16 protein-coding genes and 1 riboswitch are annotated in these 15,417 nt (G+C 61.8%); of the genes, 6 read left to right on the forward strand and 10 right to left on the reverse strand.

Annotation, left to right across the window (positions count from 1 at the left end):
- Entirely contained in the window at positions 1–1,203 is a 1,203-nt protein-coding gene (gene metX, locus ACVWVY_RS01240) for a homoserine O-acetyltransferase MetX (protein WP_456624687.1), read from the reverse strand.
- Between the two features lie 83 nt (positions 1,204–1,286).
- Positions 1,287–1,366: riboswitch (SAM riboswitch) on the reverse strand.
- Between the two features lie 174 nt (positions 1,367–1,540).
- On the opposite strand from metX, the gene ACVWVY_RS01245 reads away from it, so the two are divergent.
- From ACVWVY_RS01245 to ACVWVY_RS01260, 4 genes are all read left to right on the forward strand, one after another.
- Complete coding sequence (locus tag ACVWVY_RS01245; protein ID WP_456624688.1) at positions 1,541–2,389, forward strand: chorismate mutase; 849 nt, start codon at positions 1,541–1,543, stop codon at positions 2,387–2,389.
- 43 nt (positions 2,390–2,432) lie between these two features.
- Positions 2,433–3,530, forward strand: coding sequence for a histidinol-phosphate transaminase (hisC, locus tag ACVWVY_RS01250; protein WP_456624689.1), 1,098 nt, complete (start codon positions 2,433–2,435; stop codon positions 3,528–3,530).
- Positions 3,527–4,465: a prephenate/arogenate dehydrogenase family protein gene (locus ACVWVY_RS01255; RefSeq protein ID WP_456624690.1), complete on the forward strand. Its 939-nt coding sequence runs from the start codon at positions 3,527–3,529 to the stop codon at positions 4,463–4,465. The genes hisC and ACVWVY_RS01255 overlap by 4 nt, the downstream gene beginning before the upstream one ends.
- A 169-nt stretch (positions 4,466–4,634) precedes the next feature.
- Complete coding sequence (locus ACVWVY_RS01260) at positions 4,635–5,381, forward strand: hypothetical protein (RefSeq protein ID WP_456624691.1); 747 nt, start codon at positions 4,635–4,637, stop codon at positions 5,379–5,381.
- 227 nt (positions 5,382–5,608) lie between these two features.
- On the opposite strand, the gene ACVWVY_RS01265 is transcribed toward ACVWVY_RS01260, so the two are convergent.
- From ACVWVY_RS01265 to ACVWVY_RS01300, 8 genes are all read right to left on the reverse strand, one after another.
- On the reverse strand, positions 5,609–5,833 hold the full coding sequence (locus ACVWVY_RS01265) for a hypothetical protein (RefSeq protein ID WP_334392508.1): 225 nt from the start codon (positions 5,831–5,833) through the stop codon (positions 5,609–5,611).
- Positions 5,834–6,057: 224 nt separating this feature from the next.
- Entirely contained in the window at positions 6,058–6,969 is a 912-nt protein-coding gene (locus ACVWVY_RS01270; protein ID WP_456624692.1) for a heme o synthase, read from the reverse strand.
- Between the two features lie 81 nt (positions 6,970–7,050).
- Positions 7,051–7,344, reverse strand: coding sequence for a GYD domain-containing protein (locus ACVWVY_RS01275; protein WP_456624693.1), 294 nt, complete (start codon positions 7,342–7,344; stop codon positions 7,051–7,053).
- Positions 7,345–7,376: 32 nt separating this feature from the next.
- On the reverse strand, positions 7,377–7,775 hold the full coding sequence (locus tag ACVWVY_RS01280) for a cytochrome C oxidase subunit IV family protein (RefSeq protein ID WP_456624694.1): 399 nt from the start codon (positions 7,773–7,775) through the stop codon (positions 7,377–7,379).
- A 9-nt stretch (positions 7,776–7,784) separates the two neighbouring features.
- Positions 7,785–8,507: a heme-copper oxidase subunit III family protein gene (locus ACVWVY_RS01285; protein ID WP_456624695.1), complete on the reverse strand. Its 723-nt coding sequence runs from the start codon at positions 8,505–8,507 to the stop codon at positions 7,785–7,787.
- Between the two features lie 100 nt (positions 8,508–8,607).
- Positions 8,608–9,312 carry a cytochrome c oxidase subunit 3 gene (locus tag ACVWVY_RS01290; protein WP_456624696.1) on the reverse strand — a complete coding sequence of 235 codons (705 nt, stop codon included), beginning with the start codon at positions 9,310–9,312 and terminating at the stop codon, positions 8,608–8,610.
- Entirely contained in the window at positions 9,309–11,084 is a 1,776-nt protein-coding gene (locus tag ACVWVY_RS01295; protein ID WP_456624697.1) for a cytochrome c oxidase subunit I, read from the reverse strand. Before ACVWVY_RS01295 ends, ACVWVY_RS01290 begins: the two co-directional genes overlap by 4 nt.
- 74 nt (positions 11,085–11,158) lie before the next feature.
- Positions 11,159–11,992 (reverse strand): cytochrome c oxidase subunit II, encoded by an 834-nt coding sequence (locus tag ACVWVY_RS01300; protein WP_456624698.1) that lies wholly within the window; start codon positions 11,990–11,992, stop codon positions 11,159–11,161.
- A gap of 541 nt (positions 11,993–12,533) precedes the next feature.
- Between ACVWVY_RS01300 and ACVWVY_RS01305 the strand changes: the two genes are divergently transcribed.
- Positions 12,534–13,442 (forward strand): DUF2189 domain-containing protein, encoded by a 909-nt coding sequence (locus ACVWVY_RS01305; protein WP_456624699.1) that lies wholly within the window; start codon positions 12,534–12,536, stop codon positions 13,440–13,442.
- Positions 13,443–13,480: 38 nt separating this feature from the next.
- On the opposite strand, the gene ACVWVY_RS01310 is transcribed toward ACVWVY_RS01305, so the two are convergent.
- Positions 13,481–14,668: a DUF2125 domain-containing protein gene (locus ACVWVY_RS01310; protein ID WP_456624700.1), complete on the reverse strand. Its 1,188-nt coding sequence runs from the start codon at positions 14,666–14,668 to the stop codon at positions 13,481–13,483.
- 109 nt (positions 14,669–14,777) lie between these two features.
- On the opposite strand from ACVWVY_RS01310, the gene ACVWVY_RS01315 reads away from it, so the two are divergent.
- The gene (locus ACVWVY_RS01315) at positions 14,778–15,395 is read left to right on the forward strand and encodes a gamma-glutamylcyclotransferase (RefSeq protein ID WP_456624701.1); all 618 of its coding nucleotides are present in this window, start codon (positions 14,778–14,780) and stop codon (positions 15,393–15,395) included.
- Positions 15,396–15,417 lie beyond the last annotated feature (22 nt).

The raw sequence follows: 15,417 nt of genomic DNA on the forward strand, positions 1-15,417 counted from the left end.
TCAGCCACCTGCACTCTCGAGACCACGCGCCTTGCCGGCGGATTCCAGGAAGGCGCGGGCGATGTCGAAGAACTCGGGAACGTCGAGCAGGAAGGCGTCGTGGCCGCGATCGGTCTCGATCTCGGCGAACGACACCCGCGCACTGGACGCGTTCAGTGCATGCACCAGCGCCCGCGATTCAGAGGTCGGGAACAGCCAGTCCGAGGTGAACGACACCACGCAGAAGCGGGTCTTGATGCCGCGAAACGCCTGCGCCAGCACGCCCTCGTGGTCGGCGGCGATATCGAAATAGTCCATCGCGCGCGTCAGATAGAGATAGCTGTTGGCGTCGAAGCGCTCGACAAAGGACGAGCCTTGGTAACGCAGATAGCTTTCGACCTGGAAATCCGCGTCGAACGAGAAGGTCGGCAGTTCGCGGTCCTGCATCCGCCGCCCGAACTTGCGATGCAAGGCGGCATCGGAGAGATAGGTGATGTGCCCGGCCATCCGCGCCACGGCCAGCCCGCGGTGCGGATGGGTGCTGCGTTCGAAATAACGCCCATGATGCCAATCCGGATCAGCCATCACGGCCTGCCGGCCGAGTTCGTGAAACGCAATGTTCTGCGCCGAATGCCGTGTCGCGCAGGCGACCGGCAGCGCCGAGAACACGCGCTCCGGATAGGCGGCGGTCCATTGCAGCACCTGCATGCCGCCCATCGATCCGCCGATCACGCAGAACAATGTCTCGATCCCAAGCCGGTCGAGCAGCATGGTCTGCGCGCGGACCATGTCGGGGATCGTCACGACCGGAAAATCCAGTCCCCATACCTTGCCGGTAGCCGGATTGGTCGAGGCCGGGCCGGTCGATCCCATGCAGCCGCCGATCACGTTCGAGCAGATGACGAAATACTTTTCGGTATCGAGCGGACGGCCGGGGCCGACCATGATTTCCCACCAGCCGGCCTTGCCGGTCAGCGGATGCGCATTGGCGACGTGCTGGTCGAGCGTCAACGCGTGGCAGATCAGGATCGCGTTGGAACGATCCGCGTTGAGTTGGCCATAGGCCTGATAGGCGATCTGAAACGGCGCCAGATCGACGCCGCAATCGAGCCTCAAGGGCTGGTCCATGCCGAATTCCATTACCTGCGAAGCAGGATGATCGGCCTCTTGCGCGCGATCCTCGCTGTGGATCGCCGGACTGGGTATCGATGGTACGTCGGTCATATCGGCACCGACCTCCTCGCGGAGGCTCTACAGACAGAGTCAGGCCATAAAAAACCCGGCCTGAACGAAAGGTTCGGCCGGGATCAACTCTGTCCCCGGCCTGTTTAGCGAGTTGTTTAACGTGGCTGCAAGCCGGCCGGCTCAAATGACCACGGAATGGGACAAAGCTAGTCCTGCCCAGGCATTTCGTCAAGGCGGGCGGGCCGGACACCATGGTTAACCGGGTCGTGCAGGGCTCCCCCGCGACGTTTCTCTTTGCTTTCAGCGCCCGTCTTTCCTAATCAATGCGACTGTCTGCCGGCCGCATCGGGCTGTTCCGGCACCAAGGTTTTTCAGGATGTCCAAGGCACCCCCCGCCCCGCCTTCACTGCAGGAACTGCGCAAGGAGATCGATGCGATCGACGAGCAGGTTCACCGCCTCCTGATGGCGCGTGGCGACATCATCGACCGGCTGATCCGGGTGAAGCAGACCCAGGAAGTCGGCTCGGCGTTCCGCCCTGCGCGCGAGGCCAGCATGATGCGCGAGCTGGTGCGGCGCCATCGCGGCATCCTGCCGCTTGACACGATCGAGAGCATCTGGCGCGTCATCATCTCGACTTTCACATACGTCCAGGCGCCGTTCTCTGTTCATGCCGACGTTTCGGTCGGCGAATCCGCGATGCGGGATTCGGCGCGGTTTCACTTCGGCTTCGTCGTGCCGTATGTGGGCCATTTCAGCGCGCAGGCTGCCGTCGAGGCGGTGGCGAAATCGAAGGGCGATCTGGCGCTGGTCTCGGCGGTCTCCAGCCGCACGCCGTGGTGGCTCGCGCTGGAAGCGGACGGCGCGCCAAAGATCATCGCGCGGGTGCCGTTCCTCGAACGCGCCGATCATCCGGCGGCACTGCCCGTGTTCTTGATCTCGCGCGTGGCCGACGACGCCCTAGTGACGGAAGTGCAGACCTGGAGCGTGCGGGTGTCGGGCTGGAACGCCAACATCGCCCGCGCCGTGGCCCCGCTGGCCGAAATCGTCGCCGTCCCCGATACCGCCTTCGACGGCGCGGCGCTGCTGGTGTCGGATGCCGGCACCGGCTTCGAGAAGATCAAAAAAGCCCTGATCAACGCCGGCGCCTCGGTGCGCTCGTCGGCCCTCGTCGGCGGCCACGCAACACGCTATACGGTCCCCCCGAACGGGGCAGCCAAGTCCTAAGCCGTCAAGTCTTAAAGCCGCCCTGAATATCCGGAGCCAGAAGATGTCCCGCCCCGTGCCGAATCCCGGCATTCTCGATATTGCGCCCTACACGCCCGGCAAGAGCCCGGTGCCGGAGCCGGGGCGCAAGGTGTTCAAACTGTCCGCCAACGAGACGCCGTTCGGGCCGTCGCCGAAGGCCAAGGAAGTCTACGCGCAGGCGGTGGCGCATCTGGAGGACTATCCGGAAGGCACCTCGCGGGTGCTGCGCGAGGCGATCGGCCGCGCCTACGGGCTCGATCCCAACCGCATCATCTGCGGCGCCGGATCGGACGAAATCCTCAACCTGCTGGCGCACACTTATCTGAGCCAGGGCGATGAAGCGATCTCCACTAGCCACGGCTTTCTGGTGTACCCGATCGCCACCATGGCGAACGGCGCCAGGAACGTCGTCGCGCCCGAGACCAACTGCACCGCCGACGTCGACGCCATTCTCGCGCGTGTGACGCCGAAGACCAAGCTCGTCTGGCTGGCCAACCCGAACAATCCGACCGGGACCTATGTGCCGTTCGACGAGGTCAAGCGGCTGCGCGCAGGTCTGCCGCCGCATGTGCTGCTGGTGCTCGACGCCGCCTATTCCGACTACGTGTCGCGCAACGATTACGAGCTCGGGCTGGAGCTGGTGGCGACCACCGAAAACACCGTGATGACGCATACCTTCTCCAAGATTCACGGGTTGGCGGCTTTGCGGATCGGCTGGATGTTCGGCCCGGCGCATATCATCGACGCCGTCAACCGGATCCGCGGGCCGTTCAACGTCTCGACGCCGGCGATGCTGGCGGCGGTGGCCGCGATCGAGGACACCGCGCATGTCCAGATGTCGAAGGCGTTCACCGAGCAGTGGCGCAACTGGCTGACGGAGGAGGTGACAAAACTCGGGCTCAAGGTGACGCCGAGCGTGGCCAATTTCGTGCTGATCCACTTCTCGGAAACGAAGGGCAAGACCTCGGCAGAGGCGGATGCGTTCCTCACCAGGCGCGGCCTGGTGCTGCGCGCGCTCAACAATTACGGCCTGCCCCATTCACTACGCATGACCATCGGCACCGAGGAGGCCAACCGCCTCGTCGTCGACGGCCTGCGCGACTTCATGGCGGCCAAATGAACACAACGCCAATCTTCCGACGCGTCGCGCTGATCGGCTTCGGCCTGATCGGCGGCTCGATCGCGCGCGCCGCGCGGGCGCAAGGGCTCGCCAGCGAAATCGTCACGACCGCCCGCTCGGAGAAGACCCGCGCGCGGGTGCTAGAGCTCGGCATCGTCGACCACGTGCTGGAGACCAACGCGGAAGCCGTCAAGGACGCCGACCTGGTGATCCTCTGCATCCCGGTCGGCGCCTGCGGCCCGGTCGCTCAGGAGATCGCCCCGTTCCTCAAACCCGGCGCGATCGTGTCTGACGTCGGCTCGGTCAAGGGCGCCATCGTCCGCGAGATGGAGCCGCACCTGCCGGGCAACGTTCATTTCGTCCCCGCCCATCCGGTCGCCGGCACCGAACATTCCGGTCCCGACTCCGGATTCGCCGAACTCTTCATCAACCGCTGGTGCATCCTCACGCCGCCCGATGGCGCGGATCCGATGGCGGTCGAAACCCTGCGAGCGTTCTGGGCCGGGATGGGCGCCAAGGTCGAGATCATGACGCCCGACCATCACGATCTGGTGCTGGCGATCACGAGCCATCTGCCGCATCTGATCGCCTACACCATCGTCGGCACCGCCGACGAGCTGGCGCAGGTGACGTCGTCGGAAGTGATAAAGTTCTCCGCCGGCGGCTTTCGCGATTTCACCCGCATCGCGGCGTCTGATCCCACGATGTGGCGCGACGTGTTCCTCAACAACAAGGAAGCCGTGCTGGAAATGCTCGGCACCTTCAACGAGGATCTCTCAAAGCTTACCCGAGCGATCCGCCGCAACGACGGCGAAGCGCTGTTCGAGCACTTCACCCGCACCCGCGCCATCCGCCGCGGCATCGTCGAGATCGGCCAGGATTCGGCCGCGCCAGATTTCGGAAGGCCACATCCGCCGCTGAAGAAGGCAGAGTAAGCCCTCGCTCTCTCAGCCGTCATTGCGAGCGCAGCGAAGCAATCCATCTTTCCCCGTGCAGAGGCGTGGATTGCTTCGCTGCGCTCGCAATGACGTGGAGAGTTTCGAATTTCAGAACGGCGTGTAGGATGGGCGGGTTGATACCGAACGACAGGGGTGGGCAGGCATCATGGCTCTGGAAATCTTTACACTGCGGGAACGCCCCGATCTTCGGCCATCGATCTTCTCTGACCTGGAATCGGTCTGGCCGGAATTCATGCGGCACGATGCGGCGGCGCAGCTCTACTTTGCACCATCGATGTTCGATCGCTACCTCGACTATGCCTTCGCCGGTGTCGCCGGGGGCAAGGTCGTCGCCCGGGCATTCAGCGCACCGTTCGCTTTCAACATCGAAGGCCGCGCCGAACTCCCCGATGGCGGCTGGGACGAGGTTATCCGTTGGGCACACGATGATCAGATGACAGGGCGCGCTCCGAATGCGCTGAGTGCACTGGAAATCAGTTTGCTTCCCGAAGCGCGAGGTGGCGGCAATTCGCTGGCGTTTCTGGCCGCTATGAAAGCCAGCGCGAAAGCCCATGGGCTTGCGGAAATGTTCGCTCCGGTGCGGCCGAACCAGAAGCATCTTCATCCGTTCGTGCCGATGCGCGATTACGTTGACACGGTGGGTGCCGACGGCTTCCCGACCGACCCCTGGCTGCGTACCCACCTTCGCGCCGGGGCAAGAATCGTGAAGATTGCGCCTTATTCCATGACGATTGTTGGCAGTATCGCCGACTGGTCACATTGGACCGGAATGTCGTTCGATCGATCGGGCGAGGTCGCGATTACGGGCGCGCTCGCGCCGGTCGTGATTTCACTTGAGCAGGATTACGCTGTTTACGTCGAACCCAATGTATGGGTTCGGCATGCATTGTGACGATCATCCATCGTCGTTGTTTCGAGCAGTGCAGGAGCGCGGGTCCCACCCGTCATTGCGAGCGAAGCGAAGCAATCCATTTCGCCAAGTGAAGAAAGCTGGGTTGCTTCGTTGCTTACGCTCCTTTGCGCAAACGCTTCGCGCTTGTCGCATGTAATGACGTGGTGAGATTGCCGATTCTCAGTTCATTGACATGCCGTCATAGTTCGCGTCGACATCGCAGGAAGCTATTTCCGCGATTTCATGAGCCGCGCGATCGGATGTCGCATCACGAGCCGCGGCGCCATCGCCTGAGCGTCAATCGGCGATCGCGCCGATCCGATGCCGAGATCGCCATTGGGATGGTAGAACGCATACATTCCGGGCTCGTCTATCATGTGCTGCGCCGACGCGGGCGACCCGACCAGTGCGGAAAACGCCACGACGGCGCCAAAAAACGGGATTCTGATCATCTTGCTTCTCCTCAATACCGACCCTTCACGGGTCGTCAGAGAGCAAGAGCGGCGTAGCTGCGACTACATTCCCGGCAAAGCTGGATCGGCCGATCACGCTTCGGCGATCCGGATTTGAACGCACGGCCAATTGATCGTGTGGGCGCACAATCTGGACATGGCCGCCGCCGACAGGATTTCCCTGAAGCGCTCCCCGGAAACGAAGCGTTGGACATCGCTCTAGACTAGAGAGGCTGAACGTAGGGTACAGCATCCATCAGAAGCGCGCCAAAAAGAAGGACCAGATAGAGCATGGAAAACACGAACAGGCGACGCGCTGGCTGCCTTTCCTTGTCATTGCTCCGACGTACTTGCCATGAGAGAAAAATCATGATCGCGCCAAGCATCGCCGCAGCCACGCCATAGATCGCGCCCGCGAACCCCAATACCCAGGGCAGCAGCGAGATAAGAGCCAGAACAACGCTATAGAGAAGAATCTGGCGCTTTGTTTCGGCCCGGCCGGCTACGACCGGCAACATCGGCACTCCTGCGCGGGCATATTCTCCGGCGAGATTGAGCGACAGCGCCCAGAAATGGGGTGGCGTCCAAAGAAAGATGATCAGGAACAGGATGAGCGGCTCGAGCCCGACATCTCCGGCGGCCGCGACCCAGCCGATGACAGGAGGGAGTGCGCCAGCGGCACCGCCAATGACGATATTTTGCGGTGTTCGGCGCTTGAGCCACATCGTGTAGACGACGACATAGAAGAAAATTGTGAAAGCAAGCAGCGCAGCCGCGGCGATGTTCAGGAAAGTGCCGAGGCTTAGAACGGCGCACGTGCCAAGCACCAGTCCGAAAACCAATGCTTCCGAGCGCAATACACGGCCGCTGGGAATTGGACGCATGGCGGTGCGCGCCATCAACGCATCGATGTCGGCGTCGTACCACATATTGAGCGCACCTGCCGCGCCGGCTCCGGCAGTGATGCAAAGAAGAGCAACGACACCGGCGAAGGGATCGATGCCGCCTGGTGCGACCATAAGACCGACAGTTGCGGTAAAGACGACCAGCGACATCACGCGCGGTTTCGTCAGCGCGACATAGTCCCCGATGTTGGCATAGCTCCCGCGAATAAGAGTTGAACGATTGATTTGCATGAGATCAACGCCTCCTCTTGCCGGCGACATGGCCGGATCTTTGCGAGCTTGCTTCCGGGGACAATCCCCACCTTGTGCCGGCTAGCCCAGCGAGTTGATGACTTCCCGATAGGCGGCTTCAGGAAACGCCTTCAGCGTGCGTGTCCGGATGTTTCCCAGCATGCCCAGCTGCAGGTTGAAACGCGCCGCCACAGTATCGTCAGGAGCTTCGTAGATCGCGACCATGTCATAGTCGCCCATGGTGAGGAAAAAGAGTTTGAACTCGCCGCCCATCTCCTTGAGCGCTTTCTTTGCCGTATCCAGACGACGCGGCGAGTCCTTTACCTTCTGGATGCCCTGGTCGGTCCAGTTTGCAAGCATGACGTATGTGGTCATGACCTCCTCCTTCTGATGCGAGGCGGCAGTATCTAGGTCGGCGACGCGAAGAACAGGACCCGGATGAGGTGCGTGTACTCGGATTCGAACACCATGATGGCCACGAACACCATCACCAGCACCGGAGGCAGCAGGATGGCATAGGCGAGCGCCAGCCGCTCCCAGGCCATGTGCATGAAGACGGCGACGATCAGGCCGGCTTTCAAGATCATGAACAGAAGGATCAGCGACCATCTGAGATAGCCATGGAGGCCGAAGTAGTCGACGAGATAGGAGCAGGTGCTGAGGACGAACAGCCATCCCCAGACCACGAGATAGAGCTTGATCGGGTGCTGCTGCCCCTTTACGTGCGTGGCACCAACTGCGACTGCGTCATGCGCATGAGTGCGTAGCGAAGGTTGTTGTCCGTCTATTACTGCTGTGCTTGTCATGCGACGACCTCACCAGAGATAAAAGAAGGCAAAGATGAACACCCACACGAGATCGACGAAGTGCCAGTACAGGCCCATGATTTCGACGACCTCGTAATTCCCCTTCCGGCTCGTGAAAAAGCCGCGCCTTTCGACGTCGAAGTCGCCCCGCCAGACCTTTCGCGCGATCGCGATCAGGAAGATCACGCCGATCGTCACGTGGGTGCCGTGGAAGCCCGTGATCATGAAGAAGCTGGAGCCGAACTGCGCCGCGCCCCATGGGTTTTCCCAGGGCCGCACGCCCTCCATGATCAGCTTGGTCCATTCGAAGGCCTGCATCCCGACGAACGTTGCGCCAAGCGCCGCTGTGACCAGCATCAATACCGCGGTCTTGGTGCGATCACGGCGGTAACCGAAATTGACGGCCATCGCCATGGTCCCGCTGCTGCTGATCAGCACGAAGGTCATGATGGCGATCAGGATGAGGGGGATATGATGTCCGCCAATCGTGAGGGCGAATACCTCACTCGGATTCGGCCACGGCACCGTCGTGGACATTCGCGCGGTCATGTAGGACAGCAGGAAACAACTGAAGATGAAGGTGTCGCTCAGGAGGAAGATCCACATCATGGCCTTCCCCCAGGAGACATTCTTGAATGCGCGCTGATCCGAGGACCAGTCGTCAGCAATGCCCTGCCAGCCGGCAGCCCGTGCAGGCGATCCTCCAGGGTTGGTCAGCGCAGTCTCTGCCATCTGGTCTCTCCCAGAGCGTTTTCCGGACACCGGTTCGCGTCAAGAAAACGCGTCAAATCAAAAATCCAGAGCCCCATTCCGATTTCATCGGAACGGGGATCTAGGTGAGCAACCGCCGACAGATGTCGACGAAATCGTCTGTCCAGCCCGTCAACAGACCAAGCAAGACCAGCCAGACCAACAGCAGGAAGTGCCAGTAAATCGTGCAGAGCTCCACGCTCAGGCGCACCTGGGCCATCTCGGCGCCACGCCACACCTTCGCGGTCGTTCTGCCCAGCGCCACCAGACCGCCCATCAGGTGCAACCCGTGCGCCGCGGTGATCATGTAGAAGAAGGAATTCGCTGGATTGGACGTCACGAAATAGCCCGCGGCCCTCAGCTGTTGCCACGCCAGCAGTTGCCCCACCAGGAATGTAATGGCGGAGGCTCCCCCTGCGCACAGGCCGACGATGACACCGTCCATGTTGTTCCGGTTCGCGGCCACATATGCCCATTGCAGCGCGACACTGCTCAGGACCAGGACGCCGGTGTTGAACCACAGCAGCCCCGGCACGGGCAGCGTCCGCCAGTCCACCATGTTCATGCGCATGGAGTAGGCGCTGATGAAGAGTGCGAACAACGAGGTGGCGACGGCGAGAAACACTCCCAGTCCGATCTTCGCTGCCGGCAAGGTCATGGCTCCCGTGCCCGGGAAGTCATCGATCGAACCTTCTTCCAGCCAGGGTTTGGCTGTCAGCCGCTGATGCGAGAGCCACCATCCGACGATGGCGGCTATCACAGCGATGAACAGGACGATGGCGCTCACGGCGCAGCTCCCTGAACGGCCCGCTTCGCCGGTGGCTGGTTCTGCGGAATGAAGTCCTGCGCAGCACCAGGCACGCTGTAATCATACGCCCATCGATAGACCACCGGGAGTTCCTTGCCCCAGTTGCCGTGTCCGGGCGGGGTCTCCGGCGTCTGCCACTCCAGCGTCGTCGCCCGCCATGGATTGCCGCCTGAAGGCCTGCCCCTGAACAGGCTCCAGGCAAGATTGAACAGGAACACCATCTGGGCGAAACCCACGGTCAAGGCCATTATGGTGATGAAGGCGTTGAGCGTATGGACGTTCGGCGTGATGAACGTCGCTTCGCCAAGGTCGTGATACCGACGCGGGACTCCCTGCAACCCGAGATAATGCATGGGGAAGAAGATCAGATAGGCACCAAGGAACGTAACCCAGAAATGAAACTTGCCCAGCACGTCATTGAGCATCCGTCCCGTTACCTTGGGGTACCAATGATAGATCGCGCCCAGCACAACCATGATTGGCGCCACGCCCATCACCATATGGAAATGAGCGACGACGAACATGGTATCCGAGAGGGGCACGTCCACGACGACGTTGCCGAGGAAGAGGCCGGTGAGCCCGCCGTTGACGAACGTAATGATGAAGCCGAGGGCAAACAGCATCGGAACGGTGAGATGAATGTCGCCGCGCCACAGGGTTAGCACCCAGTTGTAGACCTTGATGGCGGTCGGGATCGCGATGATGAGCGTCGTCGTGGCGAAGAAGAACCCGAACTGCGGGTGCATGCCGCTCACATACATGTGGTGCGCCCATACGACGAAACTGAGCGCGCCGATTCCCACGATAGCCCAGACCATCATGCGATAGCCGAAGATGTTCTTTCGCGCGTGGGTGCTGATCAGATCAGAAACGATGCCGAAGGCCGGAAGTGCTACGATATAGACTTCAGGATGGCCGAAGAACCAGAACAGGTGCTGGAACAGGATCGGGCTGCCGCCGCCATACTTCATCTGCTGGCCCATCTCGACGAGTGCGGGCATGAAGAAGCTGGTTCCCAGCAGGCGGTCGAACAGCATCATGACAGAGGCGACGAACAGCGCCGGGAAAGCCAGCAGCGCCATCACGGTAGCTGTGAAAATGCCCCACACCGTCAGGGGCAAACGCATCAACGTCATGCCGCGCGTGCGCGCCTGCAGCACGGTCACCACGTAGTTCAGCCCGCCCATGGTGAAGCCGATGATGAACAGGATCAGCGACGCCAGCATCAGAACGATGCCCCAATCCTGCCCGGGGGTGCCGGAGAGAATCGCCTGCGGCGGGTACAGCGTCCAGCCGGCGCCGGTTGGCCCGCCTGGCACGAAGAAGGTCGACGCCAGCACCAAAACGGCGAGCAGGTAGACCCAGTAGCTCAGCATGTTCACATAGGGGAAGACCATATCCCGGGCGCCGACCATCAGCGGGATCAGGTAGTTGCCGAAGCCTCCCAGAAACAATGCCGTGAGCAGGTAGATCACCATGATCATGCCGTGCATGGTGATGAACTGGAGATATTGATTTGCATCGATAAAGGAGAAGGTGCCGGGAAATCCCAGTTGCAGCCGCATCAGCCACGACAGCACCAGCGCGACCAGCCCGATTGCCGACGCCGTCAGCGAGTACTGGATCGCAATGACTTTGGCGTCCTGCGAAAAGACATAGTGCGTCCACCAGCTTTTGGGATGATAGAGATCAACCTCCGGCACTTCTGCAGGCGGAGCGTCCGCGATGGCGTCATATGGAACATCGACCATAGAAATCTCCTCGGTCGTTTCCATCGGGGGTGAGTTGGTCTCACTTGCCCGATCTGTCTGCGCAACGGCACTTTCTACTTGTCGCCGGACTTGTATGTCGCCTTCATAACGGCGTTCCGGCGTGACAATTCTGCGAACGTCTGCTGCTTCTCCAGCCAGGCGTGATACGCACCCTCTTCGTCGACGATAACCTTGGCTCGCATCTGCGCGTGCGCTGCGCCACACAGCTCGGCGCACAGCACATCGAACGTTCCGGTTCGGATCGGAGTCATCCAGAAATAGGTGACCATGCCGGGGACCATGTCCATCTTGGCCCGGAACTCAGGCACGTAGAAATCGTGCAGCACGTCGACGGAGCGCAGCAAAACCTTGACCGGCTTCCCGACCGGGAGGTGCAAGTCGCCATTTTCGATAACGACGTCGTCTTGCCCGTGCGGGTCGTCGCGATTCAAGCCCATCGGGTTGTCGGGACCGATGTTGCGGACATTGGTCGTGCCCATCCGGCCATCCTTCCCCGGGAGGCGGAAGCTCCATTGCCACTGCTGGCCCATGACCTCGATCTCGGTGGCGTCAGCCGGAACCGTGACGAACTGGTGCCAGACGAACAGGCCGGGCGCCAACATGGCTGCGACGCCGATCGCGGTCCCGACGGTGAGCCACCATTCGAGCTTCTTGTTTTCCGGATTGTAGGCTGCCTGTCTTCCTTCCTTGTGATGAAAGCGGAAGACGCAATAGGCCATGAAAGCGATCACCGCGAAGAACACCACGCCGGTGATCCAGAAGGTGATGCTGATGGTGTGGTCGATGTAGCTCCAGTTGGTGGCGATCGGCGTCCACCACCACGGGCTGTAGATGTGAAACAGCACCGAGCCGACTGCGACCAGAAGCAGTATGATAGCGACAGCCATCCCTCGCTCCTTCTTGCCACTCAAGGCAACGGAGACGAATCAGAAGGCGGAGCTCGCATCTGTCTCGATGGCCGACTTCACATGCGGCATCGCAGTGCGTCTTGCCTCGCCCATTTGACCGGTCGCGACATCAAAAACGTGGCACGGAGCACACGTTACGACCGCTAATCATCGGAACCCGGGCGTCTGATAATCAGGATGATCCCCATCGCGCCGCGCGTCAATAGATCAATACAAAACGCCAGGGTGCGCCACACTGGTGCCAGCACAGTCGATCGATGATGACGCAATGCACCAAATGACCGCTGGCGTGCACAGTTCATCCAGCCGCGAGTGCTATTTTCGTGAGTGCTATTTGACGCCAATCGCGCTAAACTTGTTGCGCAGGTCGCGACAAGTTTCGTCCGGCTAAGCTCCTTTTCGATGAATTTGGGTTTGCCGTACCCGGCTCGACCGCGACTCTCGCATATCAATGCGGAGACACGCGGATTGCGGCGCGTCGTTCTGACCGCCGCTACTGCGAGCACGGGAGGTTGCGCCTATGGCCACCACGTATTCTGACAGCATCGCAAAGTTTGGACGGCACGTTTTCGGCGAGGCCGCCACATATCCCATTCGCAAGATCGAACTGTCCGACCTGGGCGAGGCGCTGCGCCTGGGCTGGGAAGACTTCAAGGCCATGCCCAGCCACGCGGTTGTCGTGTGCGTGATTTATCCAGTTCTCGGTATCGCGCTGTTCAGGATGGTCCTTGGCTATTCGGTGCTGCCGCTGCTGTTTCCTCTGGCAGCCGGCTTTGCCTTGCTTGGACCCTTTGCCGCGATTGGGCTCTACGAGCTCAGCCGCCGCCGCGAGCGCGGCGAGGAAGTCGACGTATCGAAAGCGCTTCATGTGCTGCGCGCTCCGGCTTTCGGCGCCATGGTCGAGCTCGGCGTGCTCCTGCTCGTTCTGTTCGGAGTCTGGATCGGCGTAGCGAACGCAATCTACGTTGAAATCTTTGGCCACGCTCCGGCCGCGAGTATACCTGACTTCGCAACGCGCGTGCTGAAGACGTCGGACGGATGGTTGCTCATCATCGTTGGGTGCGGCGTCGGTTTTCTGTTTGCGGTCGTGGCGCTGTGCGTCAGTGTCGTGTCGTTTCCGCTGATGCTCGACCGGCATGCCACTGCGATCGACGCTATCCGGACGTCGCTGCGGGCTGTGATGATGAATCCGATTCCGATGGCCGGGTGGGGGCTGATCGTCGCGGCGCTGCTGGTGATCGGTTCGATACCACTCTTCGTCGGTCTCGCCGTCGTTTTGCCGGTGCTCGGTCATGCCACCTGGCATCTATACCGGAAAGTGGTGGAGCCGGATCCCAACCCACCACAGGAAGAACCCCACCTGCGGAAAGGACACCGCTACGCGGCGGATTTCCCGGCCAATCTCTTCCCGTGGAGCCGCGAGCGCTAGCTTGCAATGATTGAACGCATACCGTAGCCGCGCCGCCGCTAGAACAGCGGCGGCACCTGCCCGACTTTCAACGGTCCGAGGAACACTGCGCCGTCGACGAAGCGCAACGGGAAGGCGCGCGCCTTCTTTCCTTCGAGCTCCGCCTCCTTGCCGAGCGAGTTGATGCCAGCGGTGACGCCGGCATTGGCGTTCTGCTTGACGACCTTGCCGAGGCCCGGGATCGCACGGTCGAGCGCACCAAACAGGTTGTTGAGGTCCTGCGACTTGACGCCCGGGGCGACGCGATCGAGCGTTGCCTGCGGCACGCCCTCCTCCAGCATCTTTTCGATCCCCAGCGCCGGGATCACTTTCTCGATGCCCGCCACCGTCATCTGCAATTCGCCGTCGATCCGCCCCTGCGCGTTGAGGCTCAACGTACCTGCGGCCACCGACACCAAATCGCCCTGCTGAACCCGCGACCGCACGATCTCGACATGGCCGCCCGCCGCCTGGATTTCCCTGAAGCGATCCGGCCAGGGCTTTGGCTCGAAATCCTTCAACCCACTCAGCCTGGTCTCTACGCTGGCATCGAACGGCACGGCCAGCAGCGGATGCAGCTCCTGCACGCTGCCGGCCGATATCTGCAACACCGCTTCAATTACGGGCTGATCCTTCGTCGAGCCTTCGGCGAGCCGGCCGTGCAGTTCGGTACGGCCGGCGCGCGCGAGCGGCGTCGCGACCTGTCCGTTGATACGCTCGATCGAGGGATTGTCGAACACGACGGAGGCGCGCTGCGGAATGTCAGGCAGTCCACTGACGCTGCTGCGGCCGGTGGTCCAGTTCACCTTCAGCGACGGCGGCTGGCCGCGATCGGCCAGCGTGGCCGGCGCCTTGAATTCGGCGATCAAAAGTTTCGGCTGGTAGATCTGCGCGATCACCATGATTTCGCCGAGCCGCGCGGTGAACGCCGCCTGCGCGCCCGCCGTCTGCGAGACCAGAGCAACGCTGGCGTCGTCACAGCGTACTTCGAAGCGGAACGGGAAACCGGCGACCTCGCGCTTGCCGCACGCATAGACCCGGCCGGCCTTTGCCTCCTGCGCCGCCCAGGCGTCGGCGCGTACGCCGGCTTCGGACGCGGCATAGAACCAGAACGCGCTCCATGCCGCGGCGGCGACGACGAGCAGCGCGGGCATGATGAAGAGGCGCCACAGCGGGCGCCGGCGCGGCGCGGGGGTCATGTCAGGCATGCGGCGTCCTTTGGCTAGCGATTTTGTCAAATGTAAGCATCCGCCGATCACAACAAAAGGCATTGATTTCACTTCGCTTTGTCGTTCGGTTCTGGTAGCGGTGCGGGCGATGTCCGCGACTACGCTCAACGATACGGAATTCTCGACAGGCGACCTCTGGGTGTTCGGCTACGGCTCCCTGATGTGGCGCCCCGGCTTCGAATTCATCGAACGGGTTCCGGCGCGGCTGATTGGCGAACACCGCGCGCTCTGCGTCTATTCCTTCGTCCATCGCGGCACGCCAGAAAAGCCCGGCCTCGTGCTGGGACTAGACCGCGGCGGCGCCTGCCGGGGCGTCGCGTTCCGGGTCGCGGAGAAGCATAGCGCCGCCACCATCGCCTATTTGCGCGAGCGCGAGCAGGTCACCTCGGTTTACCGCGAGGTGAAACGATCGGTGTGGCTCGAGAACGAGGCGCGCCAGCGCGTCAGTGCGCTCGTCTACGTGGTCGACCGCGGCCATGTGCAATATGCCGGGCGGCTGTCGCCGGCCGAGCAGTTGCGCCACGTGCTGCAAGGGCACGGCCAGTCCGGCGTCAACCGCGACTATGTGCTGGCGACGGTGAAAGCGATCGAGGCCGAAGGTTTTCGCGACCAGCAACTGCACCGGCTGGCGATGATGCTGCACGACCAGCATCCGCGGCCTCTTCCCGCGGAGAACAGCGACCCTGGAGCTGAGCGCAAAACTTGAATCCGCTGTCGTAGCGAAGTAA

The organism is Bradyrhizobium sp. URHC0002, assembly GCF_054059515.1.